Genomic DNA, 17401 nt, shown 5'->3' with positions numbered 1-17401 from the left:
CAGTTATGATGGAGTCATCGCTGGTCTGTCGATCAGGCCCTTTCGCACTTCGCTCCAACGCACGCAGGCTTTTACCATGACTGACCCAGTCGACTGGTCCAACATTGATCCAGAAACCATCGCCCAGTGGCTGGAAAGCACAGGGCAGTACAAAATCCTCCGCCGCATTGCCATGCGCGACACGTTCGGTGGCCTTGTCGAGCACCCGGTGCCTGTGTTGATTGTGGACACCGAGACCACAGGCCTGGAATTGAATAGCGCCGAGTTGATTGAGGTGGGTGCCTTGCTGATTGAGGTGGACCGCGACACCGGTGCCTTGGGCCGGTTGCTGGGCCAGTATGGCGGGTTGGAAGAGCCAGAACAGCCCATCACAGAAGAAAGCACCGCCATTCATGGCATCACCAACGACATGGTCAAAGGCCAGCGCTTTGACGATGGCGCGTTTGCCCGCTTGGTGAAGCAAGCCAGCCTGTGTGTGGCGCACAATGCCGCATTCGACAAACCCTTCCTGATGCGGCGCTTTGATTGCCTGAGCGACACGGTGTGGGCCTGCACCTTCAAAGAGTTGCCTTGGACCCAAGAAGGCTACTCGGGCCGCAAGCTGGAATACCTGTTGTCCGATTGTGGCTACTTTCACGGAGCGCACCGCGCTGTGGAAGACTGCAACGCCTTGGCCCACGTGCTGGCCCAACCGCTGAAAACATCCCACCGCCTGCCGTTTCAGGTGCTGTTTGAAAGTGCCAACGAGTCGATTTATCAAATTGCTGCGTTAAAAGCCCCGTTTGAAAAAAAGGATTTGCTGAAAAACCGGGGCTTTCGCTGGAATGCCGAGGACCGGGTGTGGGAATACCAAGCGCTCGGTTTCGCCGAGGGAAAGGAAATCATTGAGTGGCTGAGGACCCAGGTCTATTCAACCACGCAGAAAATCATGTTGGGTTTTCGGATTGAAAGCGGCACCGAGCGTTATTCCGGCAACACCCTGAAACAGCAATTCAAGGAAGTGTAAGCCGTGACGGCGCGTGTATACCCAAGCGAGTCAGCGCCCGAGCCCGCCAGTGGCTTGCAGGTGCGCGAGCAGGAAGTGTTGCGGCAACTGGAAACCCGCCTGCCCGATGGTTTTGTGGTGTACCACGGTTTGCACTGGACTCGCATAGAGCATGGGCTGACTGTCTTGGGGCAGATTCAGTTTTTGGTGTTGGGCCCCAGTGGATTGCTGGTTGGCCTGGTGATGCGCACTGGCCTGATGAAGTTGCAGGAAGGTCGTTTGCTCAAACAGTTGGGCACTGTGCAGGATGACCCGGTGAATGCTTTGCACAGCCAACTGGCGCAACTGCAAAACAAGTTTTCCCGAAGTCACCCAAAGCAAACCCTGCGAACCGATTGGTTGCTGTACTGTCCGGACTTCTCGGTGCCCAATCCACACGGCCTGGCGGTTGAAAGCAGCCGTGTGGTGGACGCTGCACAGAAAGACACACTGGTGGCCAAACTGCTTGCACTGAATGAATCGTGGGCATCGTCAGGCGCATTGCTTGAGCCCGACCGTGCTGACCCGGCAACCGTGCATCGGTTTTTGTGCAATACCTTGGACTTGGTTCCCGAGGTGGGGGCTCTGTCTGAAGCAGCGGACACCGTGGTGACCCGGCTCGCCCAGGGGCTGGAGCAGTGGGTGGCCCGTCTGGAGTTTGAGCCGTTTCGGTTGCGTGTGGTGGGCACGGCGGGTTGTGGCAAATCCCTCTTGGCGCTGCGCGAGTTGGGGCAGGCTGCACAGGCCAAGTCCCGTGCTTTGTACCTGTGCTACAACCGCCCCTTGGCCGCCCACATGGGTGCTTTGGTGCGACAGGCTCAGCACATGGGCATACAGGTGTTTAACTTTCATGCCCTCTGCGACCGAATGCTGCGGGACGCCGGACGGGAGCCTGATTACAGCCATTCTGGTGCGTTCGCCAAACTACCCCAGGCTGTGTTGGATTTGCCGCCAGACCTGCGTTGGCAATTCGACACAATTGTGGTGGATGAAGGGCAAGACTTTGACCCGGATTGGTGGCCCGTGTTGCAACGCCTGGCCCACCCGAAGACCCGATGGCTTTGGCTGGAAGACCCCGAACAAAACCTGTACGACAAACCCGCCATGGTGCTTCAGGATTGGATCAAGCTGACCGTGCCGGTCAACTACCGCAACCCGCGCCGCATTGTGGACACCTTGCTCACCCTGCAATCGAAATTCGACGGTTTGCAGGACAGCCCGCTGACCATTGAGCCTGCTTGCCCGCTGGATGGCGTGCCAGTGGAGTGTTTGCCCTATGCCAATGACGCTGAATTGCTCACCCAAACGGCCAAGGCCATTACCCATTGTTTGAAGCAGGGTTTTTCCCGCGACCGAATTGTGGTGCTCACCATGCGGGGGCATGAAAAGTCGCTGGTGTTAAAGCAGCATCAGCTTGGGCCATACAGCCTTCGCCATTTTACAGGCCAGTACGACGAGCACGGTGGGCAGGTATTCACACAAGGTGGAGTGCTGGCCGAGTCTGTTTATCGTTTCAAAGGGCAGTCTGCACAGGCGGTGGTGATCACCGAGTTGGTGCTGCAAGCGTATTCCCGGCAGGACTTCCGAAAACTGCTGGTGGCCATGACGCGTGCCACCGTCAGTTTGACCTTGGTGGGTGAACTCGACACCTTGCAGCGACTGGGTTTGATGGCAGATGTCGGCTAGCAACCAGCCAGGTGGCCGACTTAGTTCAGCTTCAAGTCTTCCATCAACACCGATTGGGTTTCCGGTGAAATTTCATCGACGCTGTGGCGGTAGGCTGGATGGTCAATGCCCATGGCCACCGCCTCGCCACAGATGAAGTCTCGCGCAGCCTCAGGACTGAGTTGAAAGCTCAGGAAATAGACCGATGAGGCCCTGTCGGTGTTGCGCTCATCCAGACCCGGTATGGGGCGGCCATGCACCGGTGGGTGACCATCCACTTTCAGCCACACGGCTTGTTCAATGCCCTGGAGTTGCGCCAGCTTGGCATCGCGAATGTCAGCGTCCACAAACTCCAGCATCAGGGTGGCTTTCAGTGCCTGGTTCGTGGGGATCAAGGCGTTGTATACAGCCAGCTCATGCGCCAAGTCGTCCGTTTCCATGGATTTGTCGACCCGAATCATTTCCTGAAGCTGGTAGCGCACAGTGAATTCGTTTTCGAACAACACGGTTGCTTGCTTCCCGATGTGCACTGTGCGCAATTTCTTGAAGGGAATGACACGCTCGCGCCATTCTGCCCGCTGTGCAGCATAGGTGGCGGGTTTCAGTAGGCTGTCTCGGGAAATTTTGGCCATCGCAGTGTTGGCGTGGTCAGGGCTGGATTTTCCAGACCCCGGGTGACGGGGAGCAGGCTTCACCCCTGAATTTGCTTTTTTGACCGCTGCTGGCCAAGACACCAAGGTAACTGCGGCAGGTGTCGGATTTGGCACCAGGTGACAAGTAAACACCGTTGCCAGTGAGCGGGTTGACCCAGCGAACGGCTTGCCCGGTGGGCACCAATTCCAGCGTATGGCCGAAACACTGCGCGTCGAGTTGACGGGCCACGTCATTTTTACCACTGGGCAACAAGGTATCGAATGCAGGGTCTTGTTCAACCACCGCCATCTGGGCGGGCAGGGGTTTCTTGTTTGGTCCAATCAGCGCCTGCACGGTGCATTCGCCTTTCAGCACACCGTAGTCAGACACCCAGCCTTTGCCGGTGTAACCAATAAAATTGCGCGCCAAGGCAATCCCGGTGGCGCTGGCCAGGGCAAGTCCCAACAACAGGGACAGGCAACGGTTTCGACCGAACAGGGATACCATGGATAAATTCGCGTGCGTGCTGCCTGAGGACATTGATAAAAACGGCATCGAGTCGTTAATCGTTGACTCAATGAGTGTATCTTTTTCTCTGAACAAAATGAGCCATCAGAGCCGGAGACAAGACACAAAATGGTTTCTCACACGAAAACCGTATCGCCCCTGGACATTGCTCGCGGGGCCTTGGCCTATTTGCCGGATGTTCCAAGGTTGTTGCCAGGTCTGCTGGGTTTGGCCACGCTGAGACCAAGTGCCCGGCGCTCCATGGGGCTGGTGTTCCAAAATCAGGCCGCCCGCCATGCTGCCCGATGCTTCGTCAACGACGGTCGAACCCGGCTGACCTATGCGCAGGCCAATGCCATGGCCAACCAGATGGCCCGGGGTTTGCAGGGCCTGGGGGTTCAGGCGGGTGACGCAGTCGGCCTTTTGTCGCGCAACCGTGCCGAGTTGTTGGTGGCCGTGATCGCCGTGGCCAAGCTGGGAGCGGTGTCGGCCTTGCTCAATACCAACCAGACCGGCGCAACGCAGGCACACAGCATTGGCCTGGTGAAGCCCAAGGTGATTGTGGCCTGTGAGCATGGCCTTCAAGTGTTGAAAGCCTTGGGCGAGAACGATCCTGGCCTGTTCAAGGGCATCGAACTGCTGGGTTTTGAGGTGGAGTCCAACCACTTGGCCTTCAGCAGTTTCCGTCCGGTGTGGGAAGCACAGGCCAGCCACAACTTGATCCAGACGACTGAGATTGTGGCCAAGTCACCCTGTTTTTACATTTTCACCTCAGGCACCACCGGTTTGCCCAAGGCCTCTGTGATGAGCCACTACCGTTGGTTGCAGGCCATGTGCGGCATGAATTCGGCCACACGCCTGCGCGAAACCGATGTGTTTTATTGCTGCCTGCCGCTGTATCACAACAACGCCTTAACAGTGTCGCTGGGCATGGTGGTGGCTGCGGGCGCTTGCTTTGCCATGGACGAAAAATTCAGCGCGTCCCGTTTTTGGGGTCGCATTCGGCACTATCAAGCAACCGCCTTCTGCTACATCGGCGAGTTGTTGAGGTACCTGATCAATCAGCCTGGCAGTTGCGAAGACCAAAATCACGAGGTTCGGTTTATTGTCGGCAATGGACTCAGGCCCGAGATTTGGCGTCACTTTGAAGACCGCTTTGGCATTCATCAAATTTTTGAGTTTTATGGGGCCAGCGAATCCAATTTGGGCTTTATGAATGCCTTTGGCTTGCGCGAAACGGTGGGCTTTTCGCCCATGCCCTATCAGATTGTGGCTTGCGACACCGACACCGAGCAGGTTGTTCGGAACAGCAAGGGCCGGTGCCTGAAGGTTGGCCTCGGTGAGGTTGGTTTGCTCATCAGTGAGGTGACCACCTTGCGCCCCTTTGACGGTTACACAGACCCCAAAGCCAATGAAGCGAAATTGTTGCGGGATGTCTTTCGCAAAGGCGATTGCTGGTTCAACTCGGGCGATTTGGTTCGTCGACAGGGCTTCCACCACATTCAGTTTGTGGACCGTTTGGGCGACACATTCCGCTGGAAAGGTGAAAACGTGGCGACCTCGGAAGTTGAGGGGGTGTTGGCCAAATACCCTGCTTTGGCCCATGCGGTGGTGTACGGTGTCCAAGTGCCCGGTGCCGATGGTCGGGCTGGCATGGCGGCCATTTCATTCAAGGACGGTGTGGAACCAGACTGGTCGGCACTGGCCGAGTTTTTAAGGGCCGAGTTGCCCGCCTATGCGGTGCCGCAATACATTCGGGTGGTGCAACAACCCGAGACCACCGGGACATTCAAATACCAAAAGTCCGCGTTGAAGAAAGCAGGTTTTGATCAAAGCCAGGTTGCCGACCCACTGTTTCGACTGGACAGTGCAACCTGCACTTACCTGCCCCTGTGATGCCAGCCTATCGACGGCCCAGAACCAAGTTTGTGATCAGGTTCAGGCTGTCGTCGTCATACAACATGCCGCTGTGGCTCACGGTTTTGCCGGGATACACATCCTGGATGTACAGGTTTTGTACACCAGGTTCTCGAACAAATTGCGACTCCACCGGCAGCACCACCACATCATTTTTGCTGGCCAGCACCGTGTAGTGAACGCCGGGTACGGTAATCCCGCCTTGTTTCAAGGATTGGACAATGTCGGATTTGGGATGCTGATCTGCACAGGCCAAACAGTAGTCCACCTGTGCTCGATTGGGTGTTTTGGCAATCCGGGTGCCCTGAACGCTGGGTGCCAGTGCCACAAAACGGTCGACGTCCTGTGCAGCGCCTAAAAACTTCAGGCTGTAGAAACCCACCAACCCCCCTTGTGAATGCCCAACCAAGGTGACCTTTTGGGCACCCGTGGCCGCTTTCACCAAGCCGATAAAGCGCGTGACTTCTAGCGCCGATTGATCCACCGCTGCAACGCCTTGAAACCAGTCTGAGTCGGCCTTTCCACCGTAATTCAGGGTGAATACGCACGCGCCAGTGTTGGCCAGCCTGGGGGCCAATGCACCAAACGACAATGCACTGCTCGAAAATGTGCCGTGAACCAGCACCACCGGGTTTTGTTCAGGTTCGGGCCGGCAAGACCATTGATTCACACCAGCCGGCAAGGTTTTCCCACCCAACATTCTGGACAGCAGCGATCGTGTCCACGATCCCGATTCCTCGTAGCGGGGTCGAGCACTGTCGGGGGTGTTTTGTGCGTCTGCAGAACTGGCCAGCAAGGCCATCAACAGGCCCATCCAACGTACAAACGGTCGCATGGAGTTCCTTCAAATAGGTGGGGGCACCCTTTTCCAGTGGCCCCATTCGCGGGAAAGACAACAGCCGCAGCGCTGCCTACACTTCAACCCAATGCCCACTGGAATAGATGCACAGGAGCACTCTCATGGACCATTCCAACAACGCAATGTTTTCCCTGCCACAATTGACTGAACTTCAAGCCAAACGCGAATGGCTGGTGGGTTTGGTGGGTGGTGGCGTGTGTTACGGCCTCATTCTGTGGTTGTGTTAACACTGCAGCGTAACCCATGAAAAAAGCCCTCGGCCACAGTGTGGCGAGGGCTTTTTTTACCGCCCGACGATTGCTGGGCGGGCGGTACGGGCGCTGTAATTAAACAGAGGCCTTGGGCGCAGCTGCGGCCTTCTTGGCGCGGGGAGCAGCCTTCTTGGCAGCAGGCTTTTTGGCAGCCTTGGCGCTTACTTCACCTTTCACACCGATTTTCTTGAACAGTTGCTCGGCGATTTGCTCTGCTTGCTCAATGGCGGGCTTCAGGGTTTCGTTTTTTTTGGCTTGTTCAAGGGCAGACACGCTCAGGGTCACCACGTTTTCAGTCACGGACTCAACTTGTGACAGGGCCAGCGCAGCGTAAGAAAAACCTTTGTCGATCACAACGGGCAGTTGTGTTTCGAACAGTTCAACGCCTTTCTGTGTGTAAGCCTGGCTAACGCCAACCACTTTTTCCAGACCTTGCTTCAGTTCTGTGCGAGTGGAGGCCACCAGGGGCTTGTCGGCCAGGGGCAGCTTTTCAGCAGCGGTGAATGCAGTGCCCAGGCCTTGGGACAACAGGCTGAATTGGGACTCAACCAGGCTGTTCAGGGCTTTGGCAGCCACTTGGTGCTGGGCTTTCAGTTCAGAATTGGTTTTGCTCAACAGCTCAGCAGTTTTTTCGAATGCGTACATAGTGATCTCCTTGGGTAGCGGTGGTCTGTAGTCGTGACAGGTGCCACTATAGGCAAATCAATTTGTCATTGAAAGGGTTTGAACCTGAGGCTCTATACTAAAAAAGGCTGTGGAAGGCCGGTGGACGGGGCTTTTGACACACCCTTGTCACAGACAACGATGGAAGTGACCCAAGCGATTACTTGAATTGCCTGAATCGATTTGCAACGCCGTAAGCGTGTAAAATCGCAGGTTTTGTTGCGGGGCAAGCTGTGTCCATTCCATCCGAAGTCAAACGCCGCAGAACGTTTGCAATCATCTCCCACCCCGATGCCGGTAAAACAACGCTCACGGAAAAGCTGTTGCTGTTTGCGGGTGCCATTCAAATTGCCGGCAGTGTGAAGGCCCGAAAGGCCTCGCGCCATGCCACGTCTGACTGGATGGAAATCGAAAAGCAACGGGGCATTTCGGTGGCTTCCTCGGTGATGCAGATGGAGTACCGTGATTGCGTCATTAACCTGCTCGACACCCCAGGCCACCAAGACTTTTCCGAAGACACTTACCGTGTGTTGACGGCCGTGGACGCCGCATTGATGGTGATTGATGCGGCCAATGGTGTGGAACCCCAAACCTTGCGCCTGATTGAAGTGTGCCGCGCCCGCAACACGCCCATCATTACCTTTGTGAACAAGCTGGACCGTGAGGTGCGCGAGCCCCTGGTGCTGATGGATGAAATTGAAAGCACGCTGGGCATTCCTTGTGTGCCTTTTGCCTGGCCCGTGGGGCAGGGCAAGTTGTTCCATGGCATTTTTGACATCCGAAAAAACCACATGCGCGTGTTTACGCCGGGCGAAGACCGCCGCCGGGAAGATGATGAGGTGATTGCTGGCGACAACCGCCCGCTGTTGCGCGAGCGTTTTGGTGCAGAGTTTCAGGTGGCCGAGCAGGAAATCGACCTCGTGACCACCGCGGCCCCAGCGTTTGATCACGATGCTTTCCTGGCTGGTCAGCAAACCCCGATGTTCTTCGGTTCCGCCGTGAACAACTTCGGCGTGCAAGAGGTGCTGGACGCGCTGGTGGACGTGGCCCCCAGCCCTGGTCCGCGCAAGGCCCTGGAGCGCGAGGTTCAGCCCGATGAGAACAAGTTCACGGGCGTGGTGTTCAAGATTCAGGCCAACATGGACCCATCACACCGCGACCGCATTGCCTTTGTGCGTGTGCTGTCTGGCAAGTTTGAGCAGGGCATGCGCTTCAAGGTGCTGCGCACGGGCAAAGACTTTCGACCCACCAGTGTGGTGACGTTTTTGTCCCAACGGCGCGATCGGGTTGATGAAGCCTTTGCCGGCGACATCATCGGCCTGACCACGCATGGTGGTTTGCAATTGGGCGACTCATTGAGTGAGGGCGAGTCCTTGCAGTTCACGGGTTTGCCGTTTTTTGCGCCCGAGCTGTTTGCCGCTGTGGAATTGAAAGACCCGATGCGCAGCAAGCAACTGCAGAAAGGTTTGACCGAGTTGGGCGAGGAGGGCGCCATCCAGGTGTTTAAACCCATGGTGGGTTCTGACATGTTGCTGGGTGCTGTGGGCCAGCTTCAGTTCGAAGTGGTGCAGGCCCGTTTGAAGGCGGAATACGGTGTGGATGTGCGTCTGGCCCCCAGCCGTTACAGCTGCGCCCGTTGGGTCACCAGCAAGAATCCGACCGATTTGCGGCGTTTCATGGACGCCAATGTGGGTCGAATGGTGACGGACGCGGCCGACACAGTGGCTTTTTTGGCCACCTCTCGGTTTGACCTGGATGTGATGCAAAAGCGCTGGGAAAGCATTGAATTTCACCCAATGCGGGAGCATGCAGGCCTCTTGCTTGCCAAGCATTGAAGCTTCCGATTTAATGAAGGCACTGTTGATGCAACATGCGCTGCCTTGAACGGCACCCTTTGGAACAGATTTATGAGCGAATTGGATTCCCTGCTGGAGCAAGTGTCTGGTTATTTCTCGGTGTTGTCCGAGCCAACCCGGTTAAAAATCATCCGAGTGTTGTGCGACGGTGAAAAGTCCGTCAACGACATTGTGGAGGGTGTGGAGTCCACGCAGTCCAATGTGTCCCGTCATTTGAACCTGATGTACCGGGCTGGCGTGTTGTCCCGCCGCAAAGAGGGCACGCTGGTGATGTATCACGTCAAAGAACCTACGGTGGTCGAGCTTTGCCGCACGGTGTGCGTGCATGTCGCGGCCAAAATGGACAGCGCACCTGTTGAGACAGCGCATGCTGCTGCAGTGTTTCGACAGGGTGGTGCGTAAGTGCAAACGGGCTCACTGTGTGAGCCCGCTCTGTTTGATCAAGTCAGTGACTTATTTCAGTGACTTATTTCAGTGATTCAATCAAATCGATGTAGTTCTGCATCGCCTGGTCTTTGCTCGTACCCTCCAGCCCCTTCCATGCATCGTATTTCGCACGGCCGACAATGTCTGTAAAGCCTGGGCGTTTTCCGGTGTTGTCGCCTTCAGATGCCTGCTTGAACAAGGCATAAATCTTCAACAGGGTCTGGTTGTCGGGCCGCGAGGGCAGGGACTTTGATTCGGCAACAGCTTTTTCAAAACGGGCTTTCAAATCGCTCATTGGGGTCTCTCTCCATGTTGTTATGTGTTGTCTTCAGTCAAGAATGACTGGGCAAGGCTTTCAAACAATTCCTTGGCATTGCCTTGCAGGTAAGGGGCCAGCAGGCACATCACCTGGTAAACGCCATTGGCCAATGCGGCACTCATGGTTGCTTCGTCGTTGAAGTGGCGTGGGTCGCGCACATATTCGTAGCTCAGCCAGTAGGTGGCGACCACCACCATGTTGGTGGCCAGTGCGTTGATTTGTGTCTGGCTGGCCATCATGTCGCCACTTTCAACCAAGCCTTCGCACAGGCGGCGGGCCACATCCACCTTGTGTTTCAGGATGCGCTTGAAGTGAATTTCAAGGGTGCGGTTGCGCGACAGCAAGTCGTTCAGGTCCCGGTACAAAAACCGGTAGCGCCAGATGAGCTCAAAGGAGACTTGCAAGTACAGCCATGCATCCTCGATGTTGGCTTGCCGGTTGCCAGGCACATCGAGCAAGCCATCGATTTCCTTCTCGAAGCCCGCGAAAATGCTGTTGACAATGTCGTCTTTGTTTCGGAAATGGTAATAGAGGTTGCCCGGGCTAATGTTCATTTCATCGGCAATCACCGTGGTGGTGATGTTCGGTTCGCCGAATTCATTGAACAGCCGCAGCGACAAATCGAGAATTCGTTCTCTTGTTCTTCTTGGAGGCTTGCGTTCCATTCTCAGGTCGTCTCCTGTCGAGCCCGGCGACCACACGTGTTTAAGCCGGGTGGGCAGTTTTTATTGGTTTTATTCAAGCTGTAAGCATACGTGGTTTTCGCAGCGCCGACAAAAGGGAATCCGCAAAAACCCTGCGATTGTGTCATGCAACTTGACGTGTTTTTGCAATTCGAAGGTAACGGTCGAGCTCGTTGAGCGAATCTTCGAGCTGATCGAACTTGGCAACCACGGAACCAGCGCGGGCAGGGCGTTTGGCGGGTTTGTTGGCCAACCGCATGGTGGGGTCTTTTAACACCTCCAGGTTCAGTTCAAGCCCGTGGCGAGCCAGTTTTTCTGACAGGTCATGGCGGCGGTTCCAGAGCTCTTCGCGTGTGCGCTGGTAGGCATGCTCGCACAGACGCCGGCGACTGGCATAACTGAACGGGTTGGTGAAGAAAAACTCGCCATCCCCATGCTGCGGTTCAAAGAGCACAATGTCGGCGTTGGGGTACAGGTGTGCATACCGCTCCATGCCGATGTCCATTCGGGAATGGATGATGGAGCGGAACGTTTGCGACAGGACCAGCGGCAGACCCCCTTCATACAGCCGTGAACCAGGCTGGAAAGCCTTGCCCTTGGCCCTGCGGCGATGGTTGCGCGGGTTCATGCGGTCATCATAGGGCACCAGCGGGTTGAGGCAAATCAGCAGCTCAACGCCTTCTTTGAGCGCGGTCGATGCATGCAAAGTTTTCTTCAAGGCACCGTCCACATAGTGCCGGTTGCCAATTCGCACAGGCGGAAACAGCCCAGGCAGTGAAGCCGACGCCTGAACCGCTTTTGAAATGGGCACATCGTCGTGCCCGGGCATGCCAAAGGGAATGGACTCACCGGAATCCAGGTCGGTGGCCACCAAAATGAGCCTGTTTTTCAGGCTGCGGAAGTCGTTGGTGCCGCCACCTTTGGCAATCAAGTCAGCCATCCACTCGTGCAGTTCGTCGCCGTTGAACAGGCCTGTGGGGATGGCTGCACCCAAACGTTCAATGCAGCTGACCCATGTGGCATCGTCTCGCAGAAAATAATCGGACACGGCGGTGGCCAGAAGACTGGGGATTTTCCGCAAGCGGGTCCAGTATTCCTTGAAGGCAGGCTTGAGCAAAATCGATGGGTCGAATGCAAAGTCCGCTGGCTCGCCTTCGATGAACAACTTGTAGATCTGGATGGGTGTCAGGTTGTGGGCCAAACCGGTGGCCACAATACCGCCAGCCGATACGCCGACGTACACCCGCATGTCGTTCAGGTCCAGGCCTTCAATGGCTTCCGACAATGCCACCAAAGCGCCCACTTCATAAATGGCACCCAGTGGTCCGCCACCGGCCAGCGCCAGTCCGATCTTCGGTTGTTTGGGTTCGTTCGTCATGGAGAGGGCACCGGTGGAAGAGGTGTTGCAGGTTCAAAAAAACCGGCCCTTCGTGGGCCGGTTTTGTTCGAAACCGGGGGTGTTCGACACGTGTGCCGGGCGCTTATTCGCCCTTTTTGCCCTTGGCGGGTTTTTTGGCGGCAGCCTCAGGCTTTTGGCCAGTCAGTTGTGCAATGGCGGCAGACAGTTGCTCAATGCGGTCAGACAACTGCTGAACATCTTTGTTGGTGGGTACACCCAAGCGGCCCAGCGCGCGAGCAACGCGTTCTTCGAAGACTTGCTCCAGCTTGTCCCAGTGTTGAGTGGCTTTGCTGGACACGGAGCCGGCGAGCTTGCTGACCTTGCCGGTGACTTCACCGGTGACTTCAACCACTTTTTGATTGGCAAATTTCACTGTGCGCTCCTGAATTTCCTGCCCTTCCTTGACCAGGTTTTCCAACACCCGATTGCTTTCTTCCTGTGCCTTGGTGATGGCACCCAGGCCCGCGTTCAGCAATTGTTGTGCGCTGTCCACGGCACCTTTGATCGGGTTTTCAATGGATTTTTTCTTGCCGGTCATTGTTTGTCTCTCCTGGTGGTGTGTTCGCCGCTTTCTCAGCGAACCCTTTCATTTTTGTCTATTCTAATAGTTTATTCATGCGGGACTAGAGAAGGCATACTAAACCCCACGAGAGTTTTCACCCACAAACCACCAGAACAGCGAGGGATTCCACCATGAACTATTTCGTAACCGGCGCAACCGGTTTCATCGGGAAACGCTTGGTCAAACGCCTTGTTCACAACAAGCGGAAAGGCACCATCTATTTCTTGATTCGGGAAGGTAGTCTCGACAAGGTGCCCGAACTGCAAAAATACTGGGGTGCCAAAAAAGGCCAGTGTGTTCCGGTGGTGGGTGATTTGAATCAGCCCAAGCTTGGGTTGAAGGCAGCAGATGTCAAGGCATTGACCAAACAAGTGGAGCATTTCTTTCACCTGGCAGCCATTTACGATTTGGCTGCCGATGCCGAAAGCCAAATCCAGACCAACATCCAAGGCACCAAAAATGCGATTGACCTGGCCAATGCGCTGGGCGTCGGTTGTTTCCAGCATGTCTCCTCGATTGCCGCAGCAGGCCTGTACGAGGGTATTTTCCGAGAGGACATGTTTGAAGAGGCCGAGAACCTTGATCACCCGTATTTCCGCACCAAGCACGATGCGGAGGCCTTGGTTCGCAAGCACTGCAAAGGGGCCTGGCGTGTGTATCGCCCATCCTTTGTGGTGGGCGATTCCAAAACCGGCGAGATGGACAAAATTGATGGCCCATACTACTTCTTCAAATTGATCCAGAAAATGCGCAAGTTGTTGCCGGCCTGGGTGCCCACCATTGGGCTGGAAGGGGGGCGCATCAACCTGGTGCCTGTGGATTTTGTGGTGAATGCGATGGATCACATTGCACACAAACCGGGTTTGGACGGCAAGGCATTCCATTTGGTGGACCCCAATGCCAAGCGCATCGGCGATGTCATGAATATTTTTGCCAAGGCAGCCCATGCACCGAAAATGGAATTGCGGGTCAATGCGGCCATGTTTGGTTTTATCCCGGGCGCGGTGAAGAAGGGCTTGATGAGCCTGACGCCGGTGCGTCGCATTCGCAATGCAGTGCTGAAAGACCTGGCTTTGCCCGAGGAGGTTTTTGGCTACATCAACTGGCCAACCCGCTACGATTGCCGCGATACCCTGGCTGCGCTGGAAGGCAGCGGCATTGAATGCCCGAAGCTGGAGGACTACGCCTGGGTGATTTGGGATTACTGGGAGCGCAACCTGGATCCCGATTTGTTTGTGGACCGCAGCTTGAGCGGAACCGTGAAGGACAAAGTGGTATTGATCACGGGTGGTTCATCGGGCATTGGTTTGGCCACGGCGCAAAAATTTGCTGCAGCGGGCGCCATCACCATCATATGCGGTCGTGACGCCGACAAGCTCGCCGAGGCCAAGGCGCTGATCGAAGGGGAGGGCAACAAGGTCCACACCTATGCGGTGGACATTGCGGACATGGACGACTGCGACCGCTTTGTCGCCCTGCTGTTGAAAGACTTTGGCCACGTGGACGTGCTGGTGAACAACGCAGGCCGCTCCATTCGCCGGGGCATTGAAAACAGTTTTGACCGCTTCCATGACCTTGAGCGCACCATGCAGCTGAATTACTTTGGCGCCTTGCGGGTGACTTACGGTTTGCTGCCCAAAATGATGGAGCGACGCAAAGGCCATGTGGTGAATATTTCATCGATTGGTGTGCTGACCAACGCGCCCCGCTTTTCAGCCTATGTGGCCTCCAAGGGCGCGCTGGATGCCTGGACCCGCTGTGCCGCGTCCGAGTTTGCCGACCTGAACATTCATTTCACCACCATCAACATGCCGCTGGTGCGCACACCCATGATTGCACCGACCAAGCTGTACAACAATGTGCCCACGTTGACACCGGAGCAAGCGGCCGACATGGTGGCCAAGGCGGTTATTCACAGACCCGTGCGCATTGCGACCCGGCTGGGTGTTCTTGGGCAAGTGATGCATGCCCTGGTGCCGCGCCCAGCGCAAATCCTGATGAACACCTCATTCAGGATGTTCCCTGACTCGGAGTCGGCTGCCAAGGGCAAGAAGAGCGGTGGGCCCACAGCAGACCAGGTGGCTTTCACCACCCTGCTGCAGGGTATTCACTTCTGACAGTACTCCTGGGCGTCTTCGGCCAGCCAGTTGAGGATGAGGTCTTCGGTGGTGGAATCTGTGACCAGGCTCACATGGCCACAACCGGGGACCGCAATGTTCCGCCCAAATTCCAGTTTGCTGGAGGAGGGCGGGCAGACAATGTTGTCCTGGGGGGTCCACAGCGAGATTGTTTTTTCCTGAAACTCCCGGTCCGTGGGGTGCTCACGCAGTGTTTTGAGAAAATAACTGCCCCAGGCCATTTGCCGAACATTTTTACCCACACCCAAGGAGGACAGGGCGGTGCCGAAATGCGGGCTACCCAGGGTCATCATGCCCGCAATTCGGTGGTGGCCAAATTCTGTTGCATGGTAGCGTGCGGCCACGCCGCCCATGCTGTGCGCCAGTATTTTCACCTTCGGTGCGCCGGTGGCCTTCAGCAAGTCTTCAATCGCCTCATGAATTTGCGTGGAGTAACGTCGAATGGAACCGATGGCTGGCTCCAGAGTGATGGCATGGGTGGTAACGTTGGCTTTTTCCAGCATGTTCCGGGTGTGTGACCACACGCCTGCGTTGCACAGGTAGCCATGAATCAGCAGCACAGGCAGCGGTTTTTTCTTTTTCCAGGCTTTTGGTGCCAGTCGAATGCCTTCGTCAATCTTGAACCAGGGTTGCTGCAGCATGATGAGCTTGAAGCTCGCCAAGCTTTCGGCTGCAACCGCCTTCACCCATCGAAGCACGCTCAGGCTGTGGAACCCCTCACCCTCGGTGCTGTGAAAGGGCATGCCTTTGTCTCGCACTTGGGGCAATTGCCGGACACTGAATGACAAGGCAAAGCCCGAAATGTTGAAGCCCACATGCGCCAGAAACAATAGGCCCATGGTCAAGCTGATGGACAGGGTCAATGCGTTGTCGATGGACAGGTGCACCCAAACCCGCATGACAAAGTACAGGGTGTAAGCGAACAAAAAATAACCGACCCAGTAGAGTCGGTTGAGGGTTCTAATCACGGTCTTTCCTTGTGTTCATTCCAACCCGGCCGAGGCCGGGTTTTGACTTCACACCTTGCGGGTCAGAATGCCGAGCAATGTCTGAATGGTTTTGCCGTAGGGCGGTGCCAGCATTTCAGCACTGTTGAAGCGGGCTTGTTTAAAGATGGGTTTCAGTTTGGTCATGGTGTCAAAACCAAACTTGCCATGGTAGTGGCCCATGCCAGAGTCGCCCACGCCGCCAAATGGCAGGTTTTCCTGGGCGATGTGGAACAGTGTTTCATTGATGCAAACACCACCCGCGATGGTTTGCTGCATTACCAGTTCTTGGGTTTTGCTGTTGTCGTCGAACAGATACAGGGCCAGTGGTCGTGGGCGTGCATTCACATAAGCCAATGCGTCGTCCAGTCGTTTGTAGGTCACAATCGGCAAAACCGGGCCAAAAATTTCTTCCTGCATCAAGCCGGTGTCGTCTTTTGCATTCAACACAAAGGTCAGCGGTACTTTGCGGCCTGGGTTGTCACCGGTTTTCATCAGGTTCACCACCCGTGCGCCTGTTTCAGCGGCTTCGTCCAGTAAACGTTGCAGGCGGGTGGCATGGCGGTCCGACACAATCCCGGTAAAGTCCTTGGAGAGAATGCCGTCGGGAAAGCGCTTGCTCACGATGTCTTTGGCGTGGGCCAGCACTCGGTCCTCGCAGCCTTCCGGCACCATCAGGTAGTCCGGCGCGATGCAGGTTTGGCCTGCATTGATGGACTTGCCCGAAATAACCCGGCCCACTGCATTCTTCAGGCGTGCATCGTTGGCCGCTGTTTCGGCGGTTACGATGGCCGGGCTTTTGCCACCCAGTTCCAGGGTGACAGGCACCAGGTTTTCTGCAGCAGCTTTCATGACCATCTTGCCCACGGGTGTGGACCCGGTGAACAAAATATGGTCAAAGGGCAGGCGGGAGAATTCGGCGGCCACTTCCGGTCCACCATTAACCACCTGCACCACGTCCCGACCCAAATACTGTGTCAGCTTTTGGTCCAGCAAGGCTGAAAACCGGGGTGTGTATTCGCTCATTTTGATGAATGTGCGGTTACCAGCGGCCAGCGCTGCCACCAGTGGGCCTGCCGACAGAAACAGCGGGTAGTTCCACGGCACAATCACGCCGATCACACCCAAAGGCTGGGGCATCAGGGCAGTGGAACCGGGCTTGAACCAGATGCTGGCGCCCTGTTTGCGCACTTTCATCCACGATTTTCCGTGCTTGATCGCGTGGCGAATGCCTTCCAGGCTGGGGAACACTTCAGCCAGCAATGTGTCCGTGGCCGAGCGGTAGCCAAAATCTGCCGAAATGGCCTCTGCAAAGGCCATTTTGTTTTCATAAATCATGTCGCTGAGTTTTTGTAGCCACTCTCGACGTTGATTCCAGCTCGGGTAGGGGTTGATGCGGTAGGCTTGACGCAGTGATTCCAAGGTCGCTTTCAGTTCTGCTGCTGAGAGTTCTTGACCGATGTGTGTGGAAGGGGCATTCATGGTGGTGTCTCTGTCTCCGGGTTTGCCATTA

The 17401-nt window shown here is 56.0% G+C and carries 17 protein-coding genes; 7 read left to right on the top strand and 10 right to left on the bottom strand.

Going from position 1 to position 17401, the window contains the following annotated elements; translation table 11 throughout:
- Positions 1-76 precede the first annotated feature (76 nt).
- A complete protein-coding gene (locus VGE55_RS09535; RefSeq protein WP_331131455.1) occupies positions 77-1006 on the top strand; it encodes a 3'-5' exonuclease in 930 nt (309 codons plus the stop codon).
- Positions 1007-1009: 3 nt separating this feature from the next.
- Positions 1010-2710 carry an ATP-binding domain-containing protein gene (locus tag VGE55_RS09530; RefSeq protein ID WP_331131454.1) on the top strand — a complete coding sequence of 567 codons (1701 nt, stop codon included), beginning with the start codon at positions 1010-1012 and terminating at the stop codon, positions 2708-2710.
- Between the two features lie 20 nt (positions 2711-2730).
- Here VGE55_RS09530 and VGE55_RS09525 read toward each other — a convergent pair whose 3' ends face one another.
- Positions 2731-3384, bottom strand: coding sequence for a DUF3501 family protein (locus tag VGE55_RS09525; protein WP_331131453.1), 654 nt, complete (start codon positions 3382-3384; stop codon positions 2731-2733).
- Positions 3338-3829, bottom strand: coding sequence for a hypothetical protein (locus VGE55_RS09520; protein ID WP_331131452.1), 492 nt, complete (start codon positions 3827-3829; stop codon positions 3338-3340). The genes VGE55_RS09525 and VGE55_RS09520 overlap by 47 nt, the downstream gene beginning before the upstream one ends.
- Positions 3830-3958: 129 nt before the next feature.
- Between VGE55_RS09520 and VGE55_RS09515 the strand changes: the two genes are divergently transcribed.
- Positions 3959-5725, top strand: a complete 1767-nt coding sequence (locus VGE55_RS09515) for a long-chain-acyl-CoA synthetase (protein WP_331131451.1) — start codon at positions 3959-3961, stop codon at positions 5723-5725.
- A 7-nt stretch (positions 5726-5732) separates the two neighbouring features.
- Here the strand turns inward: VGE55_RS09515 and VGE55_RS09510 are convergent, their stop codons facing one another.
- Positions 5733-6581, bottom strand: coding sequence for an esterase/lipase family protein (locus VGE55_RS09510; protein WP_331131450.1), 849 nt, complete (start codon positions 6579-6581; stop codon positions 5733-5735).
- Between the two features lie 125 nt (positions 6582-6706).
- Here VGE55_RS09510 and VGE55_RS09505 point away from each other — a divergent pair, with 125 nt between their 5' ends.
- Positions 6707-6832 (top strand): hypothetical protein, encoded by a 126-nt coding sequence (locus tag VGE55_RS09505; RefSeq protein WP_331131449.1) that lies wholly within the window; start codon positions 6707-6709, stop codon positions 6830-6832.
- A gap of 99 nt (positions 6833-6931) precedes the next feature.
- Here the strand turns inward: VGE55_RS09505 and VGE55_RS09500 are convergent, their stop codons facing one another.
- Positions 6932-7501, bottom strand: a complete 570-nt coding sequence (locus VGE55_RS09500; protein WP_331131448.1) for a hypothetical protein — start codon at positions 7499-7501, stop codon at positions 6932-6934.
- Between the two features lie 251 nt (positions 7502-7752).
- Here VGE55_RS09500 and VGE55_RS09495 point away from each other — a divergent pair, with 251 nt between their 5' ends.
- Both VGE55_RS09495 and VGE55_RS09490 read left to right on the top strand, forming a co-directional pair.
- Positions 7753-9354: a peptide chain release factor 3 gene (locus VGE55_RS09495; RefSeq protein WP_331131447.1), complete on the top strand. Its 1602-nt coding sequence runs from the start codon at positions 7753-7755 to the stop codon at positions 9352-9354.
- Positions 9355-9426: 72 nt separating this feature from the next.
- Positions 9427-9777, top strand: coding sequence for a metalloregulator ArsR/SmtB family transcription factor (locus tag VGE55_RS09490; protein WP_331131446.1), 351 nt, complete (start codon positions 9427-9429; stop codon positions 9775-9777).
- Between the two features lie 64 nt (positions 9778-9841).
- Here VGE55_RS09490 and VGE55_RS09485 read toward each other — a convergent pair whose 3' ends face one another.
- From VGE55_RS09485 to VGE55_RS09470, 4 genes are all read right to left on the bottom strand, one after another.
- Positions 9842-10096 (bottom strand): acyl-CoA-binding protein, encoded by a 255-nt coding sequence (locus tag VGE55_RS09485; protein WP_331131445.1) that lies wholly within the window; start codon positions 10094-10096, stop codon positions 9842-9844.
- A gap of 20 nt (positions 10097-10116) precedes the next feature.
- Positions 10117-10785, bottom strand: a complete 669-nt coding sequence (locus VGE55_RS09480; RefSeq protein ID WP_256764972.1) for a TetR/AcrR family transcriptional regulator — start codon at positions 10783-10785, stop codon at positions 10117-10119.
- 142 nt (positions 10786-10927) lie between these two features.
- Positions 10928-12181, bottom strand: coding sequence for a patatin-like phospholipase family protein (locus tag VGE55_RS09475; RefSeq protein ID WP_331131444.1), 1254 nt, complete (start codon positions 12179-12181; stop codon positions 10928-10930).
- A 103-nt stretch (positions 12182-12284) separates the two neighbouring features.
- On the bottom strand, positions 12285-12740 hold the full coding sequence (locus tag VGE55_RS09470; protein WP_331131443.1) for a phasin family protein: 456 nt from the start codon (positions 12738-12740) through the stop codon (positions 12285-12287).
- Positions 12741-12895: 155 nt separating this feature from the next.
- On the opposite strand from VGE55_RS09470, the gene VGE55_RS09465 reads away from it, so the two are divergent.
- On the top strand, positions 12896-14881 hold the full coding sequence (locus VGE55_RS09465) for an SDR family oxidoreductase (protein ID WP_331131442.1): 1986 nt from the start codon (positions 12896-12898) through the stop codon (positions 14879-14881).
- Here VGE55_RS09465 and VGE55_RS09460 read toward each other — a convergent pair.
- Complete coding sequence (locus tag VGE55_RS09460) at positions 14872-15870, bottom strand: hypothetical protein (protein WP_331131441.1); 999 nt, start codon at positions 15868-15870, stop codon at positions 14872-14874. The genes VGE55_RS09465 and VGE55_RS09460 overlap by 10 nt on opposite strands.
- Before the next feature lie 48 nt (positions 15871-15918).
- Positions 15919-17370, bottom strand: coding sequence for a coniferyl aldehyde dehydrogenase (locus tag VGE55_RS09455; RefSeq protein WP_331131440.1), 1452 nt, complete (start codon positions 17368-17370; stop codon positions 15919-15921).
- Positions 17371-17401 lie beyond the last annotated feature (31 nt).

It is taken from the genome of Limnobacter sp. (assembly GCF_036405155.1).
Taxonomy (GTDB): Bacteria; Pseudomonadota; Gammaproteobacteria; order Burkholderiales; family Burkholderiaceae_B; genus Limnobacter.
This window is presented reverse-complemented; position numbering and strand designations above follow the sequence as displayed.

Excerpts from the sequence above, each read along its gene's own strand:
- VGE55_RS09535 (WP_331131455.1), top strand. The coding sequence starts at position 77 with ATGACTGACCCAGTCGACTGGTCCAACATTGATCCAGAAACCATCGCC.
- VGE55_RS09520 (WP_331131452.1), bottom strand. The coding sequence starts at position 3,829 with ATGGTATCCCTGTTCGGTCGAAACCGTTGCCTGTCCCTGTTGTTGGGA.
- VGE55_RS09515 (WP_331131451.1), top strand. The coding sequence starts at position 3,959 with ATGGTTTCTCACACGAAAACCGTATCGCCCCTGGACATTGCTCGCGGG.
- VGE55_RS09510 (WP_331131450.1), bottom strand. The coding sequence starts at position 6,581 with ATGCGACCGTTTGTACGTTGGATGGGCCTGTTGATGGCCTTGCTGGCC.
- VGE55_RS09505 (WP_331131449.1), top strand. The coding sequence starts at position 6,707 with ATGGACCATTCCAACAACGCAATGTTTTCCCTGCCACAATTGACTGAA.
- VGE55_RS09500 (WP_331131448.1), bottom strand. The coding sequence starts at position 7,501 with ATGTACGCATTCGAAAAAACTGCTGAGCTGTTGAGCAAAACCAATTCT.
- VGE55_RS09490 (WP_331131446.1), top strand. The coding sequence starts at position 9,427 with ATGAGCGAATTGGATTCCCTGCTGGAGCAAGTGTCTGGTTATTTCTCG.
- VGE55_RS09485 (WP_331131445.1), bottom strand. The coding sequence starts at position 10,096 with ATGAGCGATTTGAAAGCCCGTTTTGAAAAAGCTGTTGCCGAATCAAAG.
- VGE55_RS09480 (WP_256764972.1), bottom strand. The coding sequence starts at position 10,785 with ATGGAACGCAAGCCTCCAAGAAGAACAAGAGAACGAATTCTCGATTTG.
- VGE55_RS09475 (WP_331131444.1), bottom strand. The coding sequence starts at position 12,181 with ATGACGAACGAACCCAAACAACCGAAGATCGGACTGGCGCTGGCCGGT.
- VGE55_RS09470 (WP_331131443.1), bottom strand. The coding sequence starts at position 12,740 with ATGACCGGCAAGAAAAAATCCATTGAAAACCCGATCAAAGGTGCCGTG.
- VGE55_RS09465 (WP_331131442.1), top strand. The coding sequence starts at position 12,896 with ATGAACTATTTCGTAACCGGCGCAACCGGTTTCATCGGGAAACGCTTG.
- VGE55_RS09455 (WP_331131440.1), bottom strand. The coding sequence starts at position 17,370 with ATGAATGCCCCTTCCACACACATCGGTCAAGAACTCTCAGCAGCAGAA.